Below are 18,798 nucleotides of genomic sequence, written 5' to 3' on the forward strand. Positions count from 1 at the left end.
ATGGTACAACACTTGAATTTCCGCTTTTTTCTGCAGTTTTTAGAATGTTTCTTTGTCTATATCCTAAAGATAAGGATAGGATTTTGAGAGGTTGATGAGATCATAGTATGTGGGCAAAATATTTAAATGGGGATGAGCAATATAAATTTTTGTTCAGATGATCTTAAAGTTGTTTTTTCTGCCTCTTTATAGAATTTTTCCAAAAATGGATAGAAGTAGTTATTAAATTTTTCATACGGTTAGCGACTGTTGTATTTGCGCATATTTGTAAACTTCTTATACACAATTATTGGCTTTGGGATTGTCTTTTGTAGATGGTTTTTCTGGCATAAAGTTTTTGCAGTAGGTGTTTACCGTCAAGGAATGAGTCGATAACGGTTTGTATTTTTAGTAGAATCTTTGCGGTATCGAGGGCATTGAGTGAGGATATTCTAGTTTATGTTGCTTTTTGTGATTATGGAATTGATCTCAATAAAGGTTTAAATAATCTCTCATATAAAAAATAGCAGAGGCTTTTAAATGTTATTTTTATTTGCTAAAAGATAAAAGTTGGCTGTGCTGTAGCTCTATCAGTAATTGATAGAGTTAATTACTTTTTCTGCACATTTACACCTTCATTATAGTTTCTTTATTTTTCGATATTTTATGAGATACAGAAATATATAATGAGTAAGCTGAGAGTTTTTCTTTTTTTGCAAAAATTTATCTTGAAACTGTCTTAATATTTTCATTTTCAAGCCGCTCTTTAGCTTTTTTTTTCTGTAAAATACGCCTGCAAAGCCATACCGGCTAGGATTTTGAGAATGTTTTAATGAAGAGAAAGAAAATGCAATTTGTGAAGATCCTTTTAAGTGCAGCGTTTGCTGTATTTTTTGTGTTTGATATAAGTTTGGCTCGTACTATTTTAAATGTTGCGGACTCAAATAAAAGCTCAGTGATTATTGCTTCTAGAATTTCTGCTCGTCCTTATGAATCCCTTATTCAGAAATTCGCAAATAAGCATAATGTTCCTGTTAATTTAGCACATGCTGTTGTAAGAGTTGAAAGTAATTATAAGGCGCATACAAAGGGGGCTGCTGGCGAAATAGGCTTGATGCAAATTAAACCCTCTACAGCGCGAGGGTTGGGTTTTAATGGTTCTGTACAAGATCTTTACGACCCTGCGACAAATCTTGAATATGGTATGCGTTATTTGGCGCAGGCATATAAACTCAGTGGTGGGAATACGTGTGGCACGATCCTTAAATATAATGCAGGTCATGCTGCAAAAAAAATGAATTCCATTTCAGCGAAATATTGCTTAAAAGTGAAAACTTATCTGGCTTCATTAAAATAAAAATGACCTTGCAAGTGATGTATTTGCTATAAAATATCTTGAGGGTGCACTTTTCACTTGACTAAAAATGTTTTATAAATGGTGCGTCAGTCGGCTGGGCAGCCGCGCTTGTCCAATGCCTAAAGGCGGCAGGTGAGGAAAGTCCGGGCTCCATGGAAAAACGGTGCCGGGTAACACCCGGCGGGGGTGACCCTAGGGAAAGTGCCACAGAAAGCAAACCGCCTATTTTTATAGGTAAGGGTGAAAGGGTGGGGTAAGAGCCCACCGCGCATTCAGTAATGAATGTGGCAAGGTAAACCCCACCGGGAGCAAGACCGAATAGAAATGACGCGCAAGGCTTAGCTTGCAGCCGTTTTCCGGGCGAGTCATTTGGGTGGGTTGCATGAGGCGGATGGTAACATCCGTCCCAGATGAATGGTTGCCACGTAGAGTGTAAGCTTTACCATACAGAACCCGGCTTACAGGCCGACTGATATTCTATGATTGATATCATACACCACTGGCATTGCACATGGGCTTTTTTCTCATGAAGTCGCGTGTTTGAAGTTTATATTTAAACAAGCGTGTTTTTTTAATTATATAACATTTTTTTAAGTATAATGCGTTAGGATGTGTAATAGGGTTAACTTTAGCTTTATGTTCTTTCATTGTGATAGACATGAAAGTTGAGGCTTTTGTTATTCTGATATCAGTTGCCACTGATGGCTATTGATTTGAAAAGGCATAAATCAAGACGGATTATTTTGACAGAGCAGGGTAACAGAGCTGAACGCCATATTCCAGTGTTATTGCAGCCAGTTTTAGCTGGGCTTATGCCATTGGTTGGGGCAAGAGTCATTGATGGCACCTTTGGTGCTGGTGGTTATACGCGTGCTTTATTAAACGCGGGTGCAGAGGTTATTGCTCTTGATCGTGATCCTCATGCAATTGAAAAGGGGCAATTGCTTGTTGATGAATTTTTTCCACGACTTCGTTTAGTGCAGATGGAGTTTTCACAGTTAGAGAGTGTCGTGAAAGAGAAGGTAGATGCTGTTATTTTGGATATTGGTGTTTCTTCAATGCAGCTTGATGAAGCTGAGAGGGGGTTTTCTTTTCAAAAAGATGGCCCATTAGATATGCGAATGGCTCAGAATGGTTTTACTGCCGCAGATGTTGTCAATCGTTTAAAAGGTGATGATTTAGCGCGAATCTTTAAAATATTAGGGGAAGAACGCTATGCGGGCCGAATTGCACGGATGATTGAAAAGCGCCGCCACGTTCAACCTTTTTTGCGTACAGGTGATCTTGCTCATGCCATCGAGGAGTTGGTGGGCCGTAAAAGTGGAGATCGCATTCATCCTGCAACGCGTGTATTCCAAGCTCTTCGTATTTATGTTAATGATGAAATTGGTGAACTTGCGCGTGGCTTATTTGCTGCTGAACGCGTTTTAAAAGCAGGAGGCCGTCTGGGTGTCGTAAGTTTTCATTCTCTTGAAGATCGTATGGTCAAAAGATTTTTTTCTGCTCGTTCAGGAGAGCGTATGAGATCGCGCTATCTTCCTGAAATAGAGACAGTTCCAGCAACATTTTTTCCTTTGTTTAAAGGTGGGATCACTGCAACTAAAGAAGAGCTACAGCAAAATCCTCGTTCACGCTCTGCGAGATTGCGTATTGGGATACGTACCGAGGCCGAGAGTCTTGTTTCAGATATGAAATTATTTGATTTAGCAGAGATTGCCAGTTTTGAAGGCGGAAAAAAATGACAGTTTTTCGTACATTTGATATGATTTTAGTGATGATTATGATTTGTATGGCAGGTCTTACTTATAAGGTGAAATATGATGTTCAAAAGCGGATGAACGAAGTTCGTCGTCTTGAACATGAAATTGCTGCAGCAAAAAATACAGTGAATTTGCTTCATGCTGAATGGGCTGTGATGATAGAGCCTTCACGAATGCAAAAACTTGCGAAGCGTTATCAAAAAGAGCTTGGTTTAGAGATCATGCAGCCTCGACAAGTAGTAGAGCTTGGGGATATTCCGGTACGTGTACACGATCCAATTGAAGAAGTGATTAAACAAAATATCTTGGACGATGGTAAGGATATTTTGGCGCATAATCACGCTTCTCAGGAGAACTGCATTGTTCAAAAAGGCGTGCGGTGATGAAATCATACTTTCTATTCTCGCAGAAGAAAAAGCGTTTAAAGAATCCGCTAGATATTCAAAACTTCCCTGCTCGTCGTTCCTATTCTAGTCGACCACGCTTGCTTTTTTCTTTGTTCTGTTTTCTTATTTTATATGGTGTTATGGGAGCTTGTCTTATTTCTTATGGGCTTCAAGGTGGGCAGATTGAAGAAGCAAAAGGACCTAGTGTTCTTCAATTGACTGCACGACCCGATATTATTGATCGTAATGGTCGTTTGTTGGCAACAGATATTAAAACTTATTCGCTTTTTGTTGAACCACGACGTATTATTGATGTAGATGAAACCATTGAATTGCTCTCAACAGTTTTGCCTGATCTCAATTGGCAAGAAACTTATAAACGCTTAAAAAGAAAGTCTAGTTTTTCTTGGATTCAGCGTGGGTTAACGCCAATACAGAAGACGCAAATTATGGCTCTTGGTATTCCTGGAATTGGGTTTCGTACTGAAATCCGTCGTTTTTATCCGAGTGGATCTGTGGTTTCGCATATTCTCGGCATGGTGAATGTTGATAATCAAGGCATAGCGGGGATGGAAAAATATATTGATGATGCTGGTTTGAGTGCCTTGCGTGCAGCTGGTCTTGCAACTGAAGAAACATTAAAGTCAGTTCAGCTTTCGATTGATGTGCGTGTTCAGACAATTGTGCATGATGAGCTTAAGAAAGCAATGAAGCGTTATAAAGCGATTGCGGCAGGAGCTGTTATTTTAAATATCCACACGAATGAAGTTCTGGCTATGGTATCACTACCAGGTTTTGACCCTGGAAATCCTGTTGAAGCTTTGAAAAGTGATCGCTTAAATCGGATGACTGCTGGAACTTTTGAGATGGGATCTATTATTAAAAGTTTTACGACCGCAATGGCACTTGATTCAGGTCTTTTTCATTTAAATAGTGTTATTGATGCTTCACAACCTATTAAAGCAAGTCAAAATTATTTTATTCGTGATTTTCATGGGAAAAATCGTCTCTTAACGCTATGGGAAGTTTTCATTTATTCCTCTAACATTGGTTCTGCTAGGGAAGCATTGGCGATAGGAATTGACGGACATCGTGATTTTTTGAAACGACTTGGTTTACTTGATCGAATGACAACGGAATTACCTGAAGTTGCACACCCTATTGTGCCACCTCATTGGAAAGATATCCATTCGATGACGATCTCTTTTGGACATGGTATGGCAACAACGCCTTTGCAAACAGCAGTAGGTGCTGCTGCTTTAGTAAATGGTGGTTTGTTGATTGAACCTACATTTTTAAAACGTACAAAAGAACAGGCGTTGCAACGTGCAAAACAAGTTTTGCAGGCTAAAACGAGTCAAAACATGCGTTATCTTTATAAATTAAACAGTGATATTGGTTCGGGACGTAATGCAAAGGTAGAAGGTTATCGCGTTGGTGGTAAGACAGGAACAGCCGAAAAAGTTGAAAATGGAAAATATTCTAAAACAAAAAATTTCAATAGTTTTCTTGCTGCTTTTCCTATTGAGAATCCTTCCTATGTTGTTTTAACAATTATTGATGAACCGCAGCCTGAAGATGGACAGCGCTCAGCAACAGCAGCAATGAATGCAGGGCCGATGCTTGCTAACATTATTCGCCGTTCAGCTAGTTTTTTGGGAATAAAACCAGATTTTGAAAAAGAGTACGAGCCTATTTTGAGCATAAAGAACAGTTCGAGTTTCGTTAAACAACGGTAAAATTAATATAAAGGTGCGCTATCATGTTGTTTGGAAAAGTTTTTACAGAATGTGTTGAAGATGAGAACCTTTCTGCAATGGAGATAACAGGAATAAGTGCAGATTCTCGGCAAGTTTTTCCGGGCTATGTTTTTATCGCTGTTCAAGGAAATCAAGGTGATGGTAGACATTATATAAATGATGCACTAAAGCGTGGTGCACGAGCAATTGTTACAGATCATAATGTTGTTTTTGAAGATTTACCTGTTCCCGTTTTACGTGTTTGTGATGTCCGTCATAGTTTAGCGAGAGCAGCTGCGCGTTTTTACGGTTCTCAACCTGAAACGGTTGTGGCTGTGACAGGGACAAGTGGTAAGACATCCGTTGTCTCTTTTGTCCGGCAAATTTGGAATCATGTTGGTTTATGTGCTGCTAGTATAGGGACGGTGGGTGTTGTTTCTCCTAACCGGAATGATTATGGTTCTCTTACAACACCTGATCCGATAGTCTTGCAACGTTTACTTTCTGAAATTGCTCATGAAGGAGTTACACATGCAGCCCTTGAAGCATCTTCGCATGGACTTGATCAAAGCCGACTTGACGGGGTACGTTTAACTGCTGGTGCTTTTACCAATTTAGGGCGTGATCATATGGATTATCACACGTGCGTAGAGGACTATTTGCGTGCTAAAATGAGGTTGTTTGATACGCTTTTGCCTCAAGATGCGCCTGCTCTCATTTTTGCAGATGATGTTTATTCGCAAAAGGTTATTGATACTGTCACGAAAGCGCGCTGTCGTGTTTTAACAATTGGGCGTAAAGGGCAATTTATCACCATTAATCGTATCGAACACCAACGTTCGAAACAGTGTGTTGAATGTCGTCTTGAAAACAATATTTATACATTTGATTTGCCTCTAGCTGGAGACTTTCAAGTGACCAATGCGCTTATGGCAGCGGGATTAGCAATTGTAACAGGTGTCTCTCCTGATAAGGTTTTTCATTCGCTTGAAACTTTGCAGGGAGCACCTGGGCGGTTGGAATTGGTTGGAAAGACAGAAAATAATGCTCCTGTTTATATAGACTATGCGCATAAACCAGAAGCTTTAGAGCAGGTCTTACTTTCTGTTCGTCCCTTTACACAAGGACGTTTAATCCTTGTTTTTGGTTGCGGAGGTGATCGTGATCAAGGAAAAAGGCCTTTGATGGGAAAAATTGCAGAAAATAAGGCTGATATTGTTATTGTAACGGATGATAATCCTCGCACTGAAATGCCAGAAAAAATCCGCAAGGATATTTTACAAGCAGCACCAAGAGCAATAGAAATATCAGATCGTGGTGAAGCTATTTCTCATGCGGTGGGGCTTTTAAAAGCAGGGGATACATTAATTATTGCTGGGAAAGGTCATGAGGATGGTCAAATTATAGGGGAAAAAACATATCCTTTTTCAGATCGCTTGAAAGTAATTGATGCGTTGCAGGAACGTAATAGATGACAGCTTTATGGGATAAACAAGCACTTGTTGCCGCAGTAAATGGCTTTTTCGTGGGGTGTGTGCCAGAAAATTTTTCTGGGATTTCCATTGATAGTCGTACTCTTGCAGAAGGTGATATTTTTTTCTGTATTAAAGGACATCGTCTTGATGGTCACGATTTTGCTGCGCAAGCTTGTGCGCGAGGAGCAGGTGTTCTCATCGTTGCAGAAAATCGTTTGGCTGAAATGGAAAAAATATCCGCTCCACTGATTGTTGTTCCTGATGTTTTACAAGCTTTAGAAAAACTTGCACAAGCCGCGCGTAAGCGTTCAAAAGCTAAGATTATCGCAATAACAGGTTCGGTGGGAAAAACAACGACCAAAGAAGCTCTCAAACAAGTACTTGCAAATTTTGGAAAAGTTCATGCAAATCCTGCTTCTTTTAACAATTGCTGGGGGGTACCGCTCACTTTGGCACGAATGCCTGTGGAGAGTGATTATGGCATCTTTGAAATTGGGATGAATCATAAAGACGAAATTCGCCCTCTGGTGAAGTTGGTGCGTCCGCATATTGCTTTGGTTACGCATATTGCTGCGGGACATATGGGTTTTTTCAAAAATCTTGAAGAAATAGCGGATGCAAAAGCTGAAATTTTTGAAGGATTAGATGATGAAGGTGTAGCCCTTTTAAATGCTGATAATGATTTTTTCTCTTATTTGGTCCAAAAGGCAAAGCAATGTGGTGTGAAAAAAATCTTAAGCTTTGGTGAGGCTGAAAACTCTGATTATCAGGCCAGAGATATACGTCTTCTAACCGATTATTCCTCTATGATTGTACGTATTTTAGGGCAAGACAAGGGGGTTAAAATTGGTGCTCCAGGACGACATATTGTACAAAATAGTTTAGGTGTTATTGCTGCTTGTGATGCCATTGGTGTAGATTTGGAACCTGTTTTTCTTTCTTTGAACCATTTTTCTCTTCAAGAGGGACGTGGTGTTTGTTATCGCCTGTCTTTACCAAGAGGGGGTGAATTTCGTTTAATTGATGAAAGCTATAATGCTAATCCCGCATCTATGCGTGCTGCTCTTGATCTACTTGCTACAGGGCCTGTAGGGGAGAATGGTAGGAGAATTGCTATTTTGGGTGATATGCTTGAACTCGGAGCTTATAGTGAAAAATTCCATCGTGATTTATTAAAGCCAATCTGTCTTTCGGGTGCTCATACAGTTTTTTTATTTGGCGAGGCAATGAAGTCTTTAGCTACTGATCTGTCCGCATACGTTAGGGTTCATTATGCTGAAAATATTGAAAAAATCTTACCGCTCATTTTTGCAGAAATTTCCAGTGGGGATCTGCTCATGATAAAATCATCTCGCAGTCTTTATTCATCAGATATTGTGGTTGCACTCCTTGATCACTATAAAACGGTTTCTCTTTCATTTAAATAGGTTTCTTGTACTATGATGCTGTTTTTTTCTTCATTTAGTGACTGGCTTCCAGGCGTTAATGTTTTTCGTTACATTACTTTTCGCACTATAGCAGCGATGCTTACATCAGGGCTTATTGTATTTTTGTTTGGTCCTAGCATCATTGCTTCTCTAAAATTGCGGCAGGGAAAGGGGCAGCCAATTCGCGCTGATGGACCTCAAACACATTTTAAAAAGGCTGGGACACCTACTATGGGGGGGCTGATGATTTTAACCGGTACTATGGTATCGGCGTTTTTGTGGTGTAATTTATCGAATATTTATTTTTGGATATCGTTGTTTGTTATGCTTTCTTTTGGGGCAATTGGTTTTTATGATGATTATCTGAAGGTAACAAAACAGACCGAGAAAGGTTTTTCTGGTAAAGCACGGTTAAGTTTGGAATTTTTGATTGCAGTTATTGCTGCTTTTGTGATCTTACAAGTTAGTTCGCCAGGATTAGCTTTCCCCTTTGTGAAAGACTATTTTATCAACTTGGGTTGGTTTTTTCTTCCTTTTTCTGCTTTTGTGATTGTAGGAACTGGTAATGCGGTTAATTTGACCGATGGTCTTGATGGGCTAGCTATTGTTCCTGTGATGATTGCAGCCCTTTCTTTTGCTCTGATTGCTTACCTTTCTGGTAATATAAATTTTGCTGATTATCTACAAATCCATTATGTGGCGGGGACAGGAGAGTTGGCTGTTTTATTGGGAGCTGTTGTTGGTGCCGGTCTTGGTTTTTTATGGTTTAATGCGCCTCCGGCGGCTATTTTTATGGGGGATACAGGTTCGTTAGCTCTTGGAGGGCTCTTAGGTATTGTTGCTGTGGCAACCAAACATGAAATTGTTTTGGCTCTTATTGGTGGGCTTTTTGTTTTGGAAGGTTTTTCGGTTGTTATTCAGGTTGGTTATTTCAAATTAACAAAAAAGCGTGTGTTTCTTATGGCACCCATACACCATCATTTTGAGAAAAAAGGATGGACTGAAAGCCAAGTGGTAATACGTTTTTGGATTATTTCGATCATTCTTGCTTTGATTGGTCTTTCAACACTTAAATTGCGGTGAAAGTGTGATTTCTGTTACGTGTTATAAAGGTCAAAAAGTTGCTCTGTTTGGATTAGGGCAATCCGGATTATCTGCTGCGCAAGCATTGATGTGTGGTGGTGCAGATGTGGTTGCATGGGATGATAATTTTTCAGGTGTACAAGCAGCTTGTCGGCTAAATATTCCAACAAGAGATCTTCGACATGAGGATTGGTCTGAGTTTGTTGCATTGATTTTAGCCCCTGGCGTTCCTTTAACTTATCCTTGTCCGCATTGGGTTGTTGAGAAAGCACGTCAAAAAGATATAGAAATTATCGGTGATATTGAGTTATTTGTTCGTGCACGCAATCATTTTTTACAACATCATGGTTTTTGCGATCAGGATGTTCCGTTCGTCGCTATTACGGGAACGAATGGAAAATCGACAACAACAGCTTTGCTTTCTCATCTTTTGGAACAGATGGGCTATGATGTACAAATGGGGGGAAATATTGGTACTGCAATATTGACGCTTAAGCCATTTGTTAAAAAACGTATTTATGTGATTGAATGCTCATCGTTTCAGATTGATCTCACGCCCTCTCTTCAGCCAACCGTTGGTATTTTATTGAATTTGGCGCCTGATCATATTGATCGCCATGGTAGCTTTTTTCATTATGTACGGAGCAAAAGGCATTTAGTTGCTGAGGCTTCTCATGCTTTTGTTTCAGTTGATGATGCTGCTTGTCGTGGTTTGTATCAACAATTGGTTCATGAAGAGCGTCCCGTTGAAGCAATTTCTAAAGAAAACTTTGTTGAAAATGGTTTTTATGCGGATGGGACTAAACTCTTTTCTGTTCGCTATGGGCAGCGTCAGATGCTTGCAGATCTCGCTCATATGCCTGCATTGCGCGGTAGTCACAACGCGCAAAATGCTCTTATGGCGTTAGCTACATTGCAGGTTTTAAAAATAACTGATCCACATATGAACAAGCATTTAGCAAGTTATAAAGGGTTAGCGCATCGTATGCAGCAGGTGCGTAAAATGGGGGTGGTTTTGTTTATTAATGATAGCAAGGCTACAAATGCAGATGCATCAGCTCCTGCGCTTTCTGCTTTTAATGATATTTTTTGGATTGTGGGAGGGCAGGCGAAAGAAGGTGGAATTAGTTCTCTTAGAAGCTTTTTTCATAAAATTCACAAAGCTTATTTGATTGGCACTGCGGCGGAAGAATTTGCCAGTGTTATTGGATCTGCTTTTCCTTTTTCGATGAGCGTAACTTTGGAAAATGCAGTGCATGAAGCTGCTGCTGATGCAATGCGTTGCAAGGCGAAAGAGGTTGTGGTCCTTTTTTCACCTGCTTGTGCAAGTTATGATCAATTTAAAAATTATGAAATACGTGGAGAAGCATTTATTTCTTTTGTTATGCAGTTAAAAGAAACATGAACCTAAAAAAATATTTTTGCGTTAATACTCCAGAATCTTTTTTTGTGTAATTCAGTTTTTGAAGTGTTTGCTAAAAAGTTGGGAACTGTATCACTTTGAGTAGAATTATGAAAAGGATAAAGTGGATATAATGATTACACGTGCAGATAGAGACCCAATTGCGAATTGGTGGTGGACGATTGATCGCTCTATTTTTGCGGCTTGTTTGATTTTAATGGGGATTGGCATTATGCTGTCTTTTGCTGCGAGCCCCACTATTGCGAAAAAAATCGGAATTGCTGATAGTTTTTATTTTGTTCGGTGGCATATTATTTTTAGTATTCCAGCGTTTTTTACTATGGTTACCGTTTCTTTTTTCTCGCTTCGTAATATTCGCCGTGTATGTGCTCTTTTGCTTATTGTAACGCTTGCTCTTATGGTTGCAACCTTGTTCTTTGGTCCAGAGTTAAAGGGAGCACGACGGTGGATCCCTGTGTTTGGCTTTTCTATACAAGCTTCAGAGTTTATGAAGCCAGCGTTTGTTGTGATGTCTGCTTGGTTTTTTTCAGAACATATACGAGGTAGAGGTATTCTTGGTTACACGCTCGCTACAGCGCTTTATGCTTTTTGTTGTATACTTCTTGTTCTACAGCCTGATATTGGTCAAACACTTTTAATAAGTGCAACATGGGGTGGTCTGTTTTTTGTTGCTGGTGTGCCCCTTACTGTTATTTTCCTCTTTATCATTTTAGGCATTGTAGGAATTTTTTTGGCGTATTTTTTTCTTCATCATGTTCGTGAACGGATTAATGGTTTTTTGACAGGTGAAGGTGATACCTTTCAAGTGGATGTAGGACGTGAAGCTATTTTGAATGGTGGTTGGTTTGGGCAAGGACCGGGAGAGGGAACTGTGAAACGTATCATTCCCGATAGCCATACAGATTTTGTGTTTTCTGTTGCTGCTGAAGAATATGGTATTATCCTCTGTCTCTTAATTATGATGCTTTTTGGCTTTATTGTTATGCGCTCATTGTATATAGCGCTGAATACGCGTGATTCATTTATACGTCTTGGTATTACTGGCATAGCAATGATGATAGGTTTTCAATCAGCGATTAATATGGCAGTTAATCTTCATTTAATACCCCCGAAAGGTATGACATTACCGTTTATTTCTTATGGTGGTTCATCTATGGTGGCAATTGCACTTTCAATGGGCATTCTGCTTAGTTTAACACGCCGTTGGCCAGAAGCGCGTCTTTCAGCTTTTTCCTCTCTTTCTGTTTTGGATACCACTCATGACTCATAAAAAAGTTATTGTTTTGGTGGCTGGTGGTACAGGTGGGCATCTTTTTCCTGCAGAAGCACTTGCCGTTGAATTAAGGCAGCGTGGATATGATGTTCATTTGGCAACGGATGGAAGAGCGCAACGTTTTGTACGCTGCTTTGATGAAGAGCATATACATATACTTTCATCGGCAACATTTACAGGACGCCATCCTTTTGCTCTTATAAAAACATTTTGGGCTTTGTTAAAAGGAATGGGGCAATCGTTGGTGCTTTTTTATAAATTACGTCCTGTTCTTGTTGGTGGTTTTGGGGGGTATCCTACCTTTCCTCCTCTTATTGTTGCTGCTTTAACGCGGCGTGTAACATTTATTCATGAGCAAAATGCTATTATGGGGCGTGCCAATCGGATGTTGGCAGCTTTTGTGCATGCAATAGCAGGTGGCTTGTTGTCGCAAAATAATACTTATACTCATAAAATACTTTTGACTGGGAATCCTGTGCGTGAGGCTGTTCTCAAAGCAGCAGAAATCCCTTATCATTCTTCAGAGGGTGGAAAGCCATTTCATTTCTTGATTTTTGGTGGGAGTCAAGGGGCTTCTTCTTTTTCACAGATTGTTCCGGCAGCGATTGCTTTGTTGGATAATGAGAACCGTAAACGCTTGCGGATTGTGCAGCAAGTTCGGGGTGAAGCTGGAGAGTTGATAAAAACCTATCATATGATGGGTGTGCAAGCAGAAGTTGCTTCTTTTTTTGATGATATGGCAGAACGTATGGCGCGATCTCATTTTATTTTATCCCGCGCTGGTGCATCATCCGTTTGTGAAATAGCGGTGATTGGTCGGCCTGCTTTGTTGGTTCCATATCCTCATGCTCTCGATCATGATCAGTCTGCGAATGCCGCACTGCTTGCACATGTGGGAGGTGCTCAAATTGTATTAGAAAAAGATTTGAACGCACAAAGACTCGCTTCTCTCTTAACAGAAGTTTGTTGTGCGCCGCACTTATTGAGAAAACAAGCGCTTGCTGCAAAAAAAGTTGGACAGCCTCATGCAACTAGTCGCCTTGCTGATATGGTTGAAGGGTTGATTGTGGGGCGATCATTGTCAGATATAAAAGAGGAGTTTTTTGATGAAAATGCCGCTTAATATAGGCGTTATCCATTTTGTTGGAATAGGTGGTATTGGAATGAGTGGAATTGCCGAGGTTTTTCATAATCTTGGCTATAAAGTTCAAGGATCAGATCAAGTTGAAAGTGCAAATGTTGAACGTTTACGAGGAAAAGGAATTAATGTTTATATAGGTCATCGCTCTGAAAATTTAGGAGATGCGGAGGTTGTTGTTTTTTCTACTGCTATAAAAAAAACAAATCCTGAGTATATTGCTGCAAAAGAAAAGCATTTGCCTCTTGTGAGACGCGCGGAAATGCTGGCGGAGCTTATGCGGTTTCGTCGTGCAATTGCTGTTGGTGGTACACATGGTAAAACAACGACTACATCAATGGTAGCAGCACTTCTAGACGCTGGTCATTTTGATCCGGTGGTGATTAATGGCGGTATTATTAATGCTTATGGAACGAATGCGCGTATGGGCGAAGGTGATTGGATGGTGGTCGAAGCCGATGAAAGTGATGGTACATTTTTAAAGTTACCTGCTGATATTGCTGTTGTTACCAATATTGATGCTGAGCATTTGGATCATTATGGGGATTTTGGTGCTGTGCGCCAAGCTTTTCGGCAATTTGTAGAGAATGTACCTTTTTATGGTTTTGCTGTTTTATGTCTTGATCATACAGAGGTTCAGTCGTTGGCTAGTCGTATTGATGATCGTTGGGTGATCACTTATGGTGCAAATCCACAGGCGGATGTTCGTTTTCTTAATCTTTCGATGGATGGTCAAAAAACGCATTTTGATGTTTTTATTCGTTCACGCAAGACAGGGAGAGAGACTGAGTTGAAAAATTTGATCTTACCAATGTCTGGGCGGCACAATGTTTCTAATGCAACTGCGGCGATTGCCATTGCTCATGAACTTGGCATTTCCAATGAATCTATAAAAAAGGGTTTAGCAAAATTTGGTGGAGTAAAACGGCGTTTTACGCAAACAGGAAGTTGGCGTGGTGTTGAAATATTTGATGATTATGGGCATCATCCTGTTGAAATAAAAGCTGTTTTATGTGCAGCGCGTGAGAGTGCAAAAGGGCGTGTTATTGCAATTGCGCAACCACATCGTTATTCACGTTTGTATCATTTGTTTGATGATTTCGCTTCTTGTTTTAATGATGCCGATACAGTGTTGATTGCACCCGTTTATGCGGCTGGTGAAGAGCCAGTTGCTGGTTTTGGTGCTAGAGAATTGGTAGAACACATTCAAATGGCTGGTCATCGTGATGTGCGTTTGATTCATTGTCTAGAAGATGTTGTTTCGATTGTCTCTACTTTTGCTAAATCAGGTGATTATGTTGTTTTTCTTGGTGCTGGCAATATCACACAGTGGGCTTGTGCATTGCCTCATCAGTTAGTGGTACTTGATAGTAATGATAAATTTTCAACTCATTGATGGTGAGGCGCTGTTGGCGCGATTGCAACCGGCGTTAAGTGGAATAAAAGGCAAACTTACGCCTAATGTTAATATGCGTAAGGTGACGTGGTTTCGCACTGGCGGACTGGCAGAACTTTTTTATCAGCCTGCTGATGAAGCAGACTTAGCTCTTTTTCTTCAAAATATTCCTGAAACTATTCCTGTAACAATTGTGGGGATTGGTTCTAATCTTCTGGTGCGTGATGGCGGGATTCCTGGTGTAGTTATTCGTCTTTCGGCTAAAGGCTTTGGGCAAATACAGCAAGTTTCTCCAAAGCGTTTTTTGGTTGGTGCTGCTATGGCGGATAAGCATCTAGCGGCAGCAGCTTTAGAGGCTGAGATTGCAGGTTTTCATTTTTATCATGGTATTCCTGGTGGACTTGGGGGGGCACTTAAAATGAATGCGGGGGCTAATGGTATTGAGACAGCTGCTCGTGTTGTTGAGGTTTATGCCCTTGATCGTAGAGGACAGCGTCATATTTTGAATTTAAAAGATATGCACTACTCTTATCGTCATTGTGATGTTCCTGAAGATTTTATTTTTACTGCTGCTTTATTGGAAGGACATCTAGGAAATAAAGACAATATTCGCGCGGCCATGGATGAAGTTGCTCTTCATCGGGAAACGGTACAGCCTATTCGCGAAAAAACAGGTGGATCAACTTTCAAAAATCCTGAGAATACATCTGCATGGCGTGTTATTGATGAAGCAGGATGCCGCGGTTTGCGGATTGGTGGAGCTCAAATGAGTGAAATGCACTGTAATTTTATGATCAATACAGGGCAAGCAACAGGCTATGATCTTGAGATGTTGGGAGAAACAGTACGTGCTCGTGTTTTTGCTCACTCAGCCCATCTCTTACAGTGGGAAATACAACGTCTCGGTCAATTTGAACAAGGCCGTAGTGTTTCTTCTTTTAACCATTTAATTCATTGATTCAATATAACAAAAAAATTGTAATAAAAAATTGAGTCATTTCAAAGAGATAATGAAAAAAATCTATTAAGAATCAATAAATTAACAAAGAAACTCTTGCGTCATGCCTTTGAGTCTGATTCATTATGCAAAATGCTAGGTTATTGATTCGCAAGGATAAATCTTAGTATTTCCCGTATATGGTGTTGGTGATTTCTATGTGATCTATATATAGTACACAGATGAGGGTAAGTGGTTATGAAAGATGAGCATATAGCTGTATTAATGGGAGGATTTTCCTCTGAACGGTCTGTAAGTTTGTCTTCAGGTGCTGCTTGTGCTGATGTTCTTGAAGCGCAGGGATATCGCGTGAGCCGCATAGATGTTGATGGTCATATTGCTTCTATTCTTGAACAATTGCAGCCTGATATCGCTTTTAATGCGTTACATGGGCCATTTGGTGAAGATGGTCGTATTCAGGGTATTCTTGAATATTTGAAAATTCCCTATACGCACTCTGGAGTGATGGCTTCGGCGCTGGCAATGGATAAAGGGCGTGCAAAGATTATTGTTGCAAGCGTTGGAGTTTCTGTTGCTCCTTCTCGTGTGATGAACCGCTTTGATGTGGGGCGAACACATCCTCTAGAGCCTCCTTATGTGATTAAGCCTGTGTGTGAAGGGTCGAGTTTTGGTGTCGTGATTGTACAAAGAAATGAATCTGCCCCGCCGCATAATATTTTGGAGGGTGAGTGGGTTTATGCAGATGAAGTGATTGTTGAAAAATATATTCCTGGTCGCGAACTTACTTGTGCTGTTTTGGGAAATGAGGTGTTGGATGTTTGTGAAATTCTCCCTGATCAGCACTTTCAATTCTATAATTATGACTCGAAATATAAAATTGGTGGTTCTCTTCATATTTGTCCTGCACAACTTTCATCAAATATTTACCAAAATGTGCAAAGAATGTCTCTAGCAGCACATCAGGCGATAGGTTGTCGAGGTGTTAGTCGTTCTGATTTTCGTTTTGATGAGGAAACGGGAGAATTGGTTTGGCTTGAAATTAATACTCAGCCCGGTATGACACCTACATCTCTTGTCCCTGATATTGCGAAAGTGAGTGGTCGTACTTATGGCGATATTGTTCAGTGGATGGTGGAGGACGCGTCGTGTATGCGTTGAATGTTAATAAAATAGATATGATGGAGGTGCCGTTAGTGTCAGCTTTGCCACGTCTTTATCGTCGCTTTCTTCGGTTTATGTTTGAGTTTATTTTTATCAGAATCCATATTCCACGTCATTTAGGTTCTTTTGCTGTTTTATTATTTTTCTTTGTTACGGTGCTTTATGGGCTTTCATCAAGTGGTCATATGGGAATGATTATAAAGACCGTAGTATCGGATGTTGGTTTTGTGGTCACCGATGTCGATATAAGTGGTAATAAGCGCTTAGTAAAACAGGAAGTTTTGAAAATTTTAGAACTGGATACTGCTCCATCTATATTCACTTTTGATGTTGATAAGGCACGTTCTCTTTTAGAACAGCAGGCTTGGGTTCAATCGGTTAATATTCAGAAGATTTATCCCAACAGAGTGCTTATTTCTGTTGTGGAGCGTGAGCCGTACGCAATTTGGCAACATGATGGCATGATGGATATTATTGATCATACAGGTCGCGTCATTGTGCCCTTTAAAGGAAAGATCGTTCTTGGTTTGCCTCTTGTAGTTGGTCAAGGTGCGCAGAACTCTGCTAAAATGTTTATTCAAACGCTTTCGGCATATCCACAGTTGTACAGTCGTGTTCGCGCTTTTGTGCGTGTAGGTGATCGGCGTTGGGATCTTGTCTTGGATAATGGGGTGCGTGTTATGTTGCCTGAAAAGGATGCATTTGAAAGACTTTCTTCTCTTATTAAGACAGGTACAATGCAGAATCTTTTTACTCGCGATATTCTAAGTGTTGATTTACGTCTTGTTGATCGCATTACAGTTTCTTTGTCTGATGAGGCTTTGGAACGTCGTGGTGCTGCTGTGGCAGAAGAAGAACGCATTTTAAAAGCGCGAAAGGCAGGAAGCCTATGATGTCGCTCAGATCACATCATGTGGGGAGCCGTAAAACACGTTTTTTAACGGTTCTTGATGTTGGCTCCAGTAAGATTGTTTGTCTTATTGCTTGTTTGCGTCCTTTAAAGCATGCGCATTATTTACATGGTCGTACGCATTCTATGGAAATTTTAGGCTTTGGAGTGCAGCGCTCACGCGGTATCAAATCTGGTGTTGTGATGGATATGTTTGCGGCAGAGCAATCAATACGCTTGGCTGTTGATGCGGCAGAAAAAATGGCTGGTTTGGTGGTGGATTCTGTGATTGTGAACTTTTCCTCAAGCCGATTACAAAGTGCTCTTATCAATGGCGTGGTACATTTGAACGGTCGTGAAGTAACCAAGCGTGATGTGCGTGTGGCATTTTCAGATGTTTCGCGCAAAGCTTTTGATGCTGAGCGTCATGTCATGCACTCTGTTCCAGTCTCTTATGTATTGGATGGAGATAAAGGGATTTCTGATCCTGTTGGAATGGCAGGAGAATTGTTTGGTGTTGATGTGCATGTGGTAACAGCAGAAACAGCGTCTTTGCGTAATTTAGAAACTTGTATTAATCGTGCGCATTTGAGTGTTGAGGCAATGGTTGCAACCCCCTTTGCAAGTGGTCTTGCTGTTTTGATGAATGAGGAGGCGCATTTAGGAGCGGCATGTATTGATTTTGGTGGTGGAACAACGACATTTTCGGTGTTTTTTGAAGGGAAGTTTGTTCATGCAGATGCACTTGCTGTTGGTGGACATCATGTAACTCTTGATGTTGCACGTGGATTCTCTATGTCACTTACAGAGGCAGAACGTTTAAAGGTTATCTATGGTTCAGCACTGCTGACAAGTGCTGATGAGCAGCATATGATTAATGTGACGGAGATTGGAAGTGAATATCGTGAAACTCAATATCCTCGTGCTGTTCTTGGTCGTATTATTCGTGCACGTGTTGAAGAAATTTTAGAGATGGTACGTGATTGTTTAAATCGTTCTGGTTTTGGTCATATTATTGGTAAGCGTGTTATTTTAACTGGGGGGGCAAGCCAGTTAACAGGATTGCCAGAGATGGCACGTACTATATTAGGAAGAAATGTTCGTATAGGGCGGCCTTTGGGTATTTCGAGGCTTCCTTCTCTTGCAAAAGGGGCGGCGTTTACATCTGCGGTTGGGTTGTTGATTTATCCGCAATTGGTGGGTTTTGAAGAAAGAACAATGCAGACAGCAGTGAATCATTTATCGACAGGCGCGCGTGGGTATTTTCAGCGTGTTGGTCAGTGGTTGCGTGAGAGTTTTTAAGTAAGTCTATAAAGGGAAGTTAAATTTCATCGCTTTGGCTTGCGGTGTCTTA

Annotated in this window: 15 protein-coding genes and 1 other RNA gene; all 16 read left to right on the forward strand. The window is 40.5% G+C overall.

Features of this window, described 5'->3' with window-relative positions:
* Positions 1-826 precede the first annotated feature (826 nt).
* The 16 genes from LBE40_RS01695 (at position 827) to ftsA (ending at position 18,746) form a co-directional block, all read left to right on the forward strand.
* Positions 827-1,336 carry a lytic transglycosylase domain-containing protein gene (locus LBE40_RS01695; RefSeq protein ID WP_004859502.1) on the forward strand — a complete coding sequence of 170 codons (510 nt, stop codon included), beginning with the start codon at positions 827-829 and terminating at the stop codon, positions 1,334-1,336.
* An 86-nt stretch (positions 1,337-1,422) separates the two neighbouring features.
* Positions 1,423-1,813, forward strand: an RNA gene (gene rnpB, locus LBE40_RS01700) — RNase P RNA component class A.
* Positions 1,814-2,079: 266 nt separating this feature from the next.
* Complete coding sequence (gene rsmH, locus LBE40_RS01705; RefSeq protein WP_196792893.1) at positions 2,080-3,078, forward strand: 16S rRNA (cytosine(1402)-N(4))-methyltransferase RsmH; 999 nt, start codon at positions 2,080-2,082, stop codon at positions 3,076-3,078.
* Positions 3,075-3,479, forward strand: a complete 405-nt coding sequence (gene ftsL / locus LBE40_RS01710) for a cell division protein FtsL (RefSeq protein ID WP_004859494.1) — start codon at positions 3,075-3,077, stop codon at positions 3,477-3,479. Before rsmH ends, ftsL begins: the two co-directional genes overlap by 4 nt.
* On the forward strand, positions 3,479-5,221 hold the full coding sequence (locus LBE40_RS01715; protein WP_004859491.1) for a peptidoglycan D,D-transpeptidase FtsI family protein: 1,743 nt from the start codon (positions 3,479-3,481) through the stop codon (positions 5,219-5,221). The genes ftsL and LBE40_RS01715 overlap by 1 nt, the downstream gene beginning before the upstream one ends.
* A gap of 23 nt (positions 5,222-5,244) precedes the next feature.
* Positions 5,245-6,696, forward strand: a complete 1,452-nt coding sequence (locus LBE40_RS01720; RefSeq protein ID WP_004859488.1) for a UDP-N-acetylmuramoyl-L-alanyl-D-glutamate--2,6-diaminopimelate ligase — start codon at positions 5,245-5,247, stop codon at positions 6,694-6,696.
* A complete protein-coding gene (locus LBE40_RS01725) occupies positions 6,693-8,123 on the forward strand; it encodes a UDP-N-acetylmuramoylalanyl-D-glutamyl-2,6-diaminopimelate--D-alanyl-D-alanine ligase (protein ID WP_004859487.1) in 1,431 nt (476 codons plus the stop codon). Before LBE40_RS01720 ends, LBE40_RS01725 begins: the two co-directional genes overlap by 4 nt.
* A gap of 12 nt (positions 8,124-8,135) precedes the next feature.
* Positions 8,136-9,206, forward strand: coding sequence for a phospho-N-acetylmuramoyl-pentapeptide-transferase (mraY, locus tag LBE40_RS01730; RefSeq protein ID WP_004859484.1), 1,071 nt, complete (start codon positions 8,136-8,138; stop codon positions 9,204-9,206).
* Between the two features lie 4 nt (positions 9,207-9,210).
* Positions 9,211-10,611 (forward strand): UDP-N-acetylmuramoyl-L-alanine--D-glutamate ligase, encoded by a 1,401-nt coding sequence (gene murD, locus LBE40_RS01735; RefSeq protein ID WP_004859481.1) that lies wholly within the window; start codon positions 9,211-9,213, stop codon positions 10,609-10,611.
* A 130-nt stretch (positions 10,612-10,741) separates the two neighbouring features.
* A complete protein-coding gene (locus tag LBE40_RS01740) occupies positions 10,742-11,899 on the forward strand; it encodes an FtsW/RodA/SpoVE family cell cycle protein (protein WP_004859479.1) in 1,158 nt (385 codons plus the stop codon).
* Positions 11,889-13,025 carry a UDP-N-acetylglucosamine--N-acetylmuramyl-(pentapeptide) pyrophosphoryl-undecaprenol N-acetylglucosamine transferase gene (locus LBE40_RS01745; protein ID WP_004859476.1) on the forward strand — a complete coding sequence of 379 codons (1,137 nt, stop codon included), beginning with the start codon at positions 11,889-11,891 and terminating at the stop codon, positions 13,023-13,025. The genes LBE40_RS01740 and LBE40_RS01745 overlap by 11 nt, the downstream gene beginning before the upstream one ends.
* The gene (murC, locus tag LBE40_RS01750) at positions 13,009-14,436 is read left to right on the forward strand and encodes a UDP-N-acetylmuramate--L-alanine ligase (protein ID WP_004859474.1); all 1,428 of its coding nucleotides are present in this window, start codon (positions 13,009-13,011) and stop codon (positions 14,434-14,436) included. Before LBE40_RS01745 ends, murC begins: the two co-directional genes overlap by 17 nt.
* Positions 14,414-15,394: a UDP-N-acetylmuramate dehydrogenase gene (gene murB / locus LBE40_RS01755; protein ID WP_004859471.1), complete on the forward strand. Its 981-nt coding sequence runs from the start codon at positions 14,414-14,416 to the stop codon at positions 15,392-15,394. Before murC ends, murB begins: the two co-directional genes overlap by 23 nt.
* Before the next feature lie 237 nt (positions 15,395-15,631).
* Positions 15,632-16,552: a D-alanine--D-alanine ligase gene (locus LBE40_RS01760; RefSeq protein ID WP_004859467.1), complete on the forward strand. Its 921-nt coding sequence runs from the start codon at positions 15,632-15,634 to the stop codon at positions 16,550-16,552.
* Entirely contained in the window at positions 16,540-17,448 is a 909-nt protein-coding gene (locus LBE40_RS01765; RefSeq protein WP_004859465.1) for a cell division protein FtsQ/DivIB, read from the forward strand. Before LBE40_RS01760 ends, LBE40_RS01765 begins: the two co-directional genes overlap by 13 nt.
* Positions 17,445-18,746, forward strand: coding sequence for a cell division protein FtsA (gene ftsA, locus LBE40_RS01770; RefSeq protein WP_004859461.1), 1,302 nt, complete (start codon positions 17,445-17,447; stop codon positions 18,744-18,746). The genes LBE40_RS01765 and ftsA overlap by 4 nt, the downstream gene beginning before the upstream one ends.
* Positions 18,747-18,798 lie beyond the last annotated feature (52 nt).

The sequence above is a fragment of the Bartonella taylorii genome, assembly GCF_023920105.1.
Classification (GTDB): Bacteria; Pseudomonadota; Alphaproteobacteria; order Rhizobiales; family Rhizobiaceae; genus Bartonella; species Bartonella taylorii.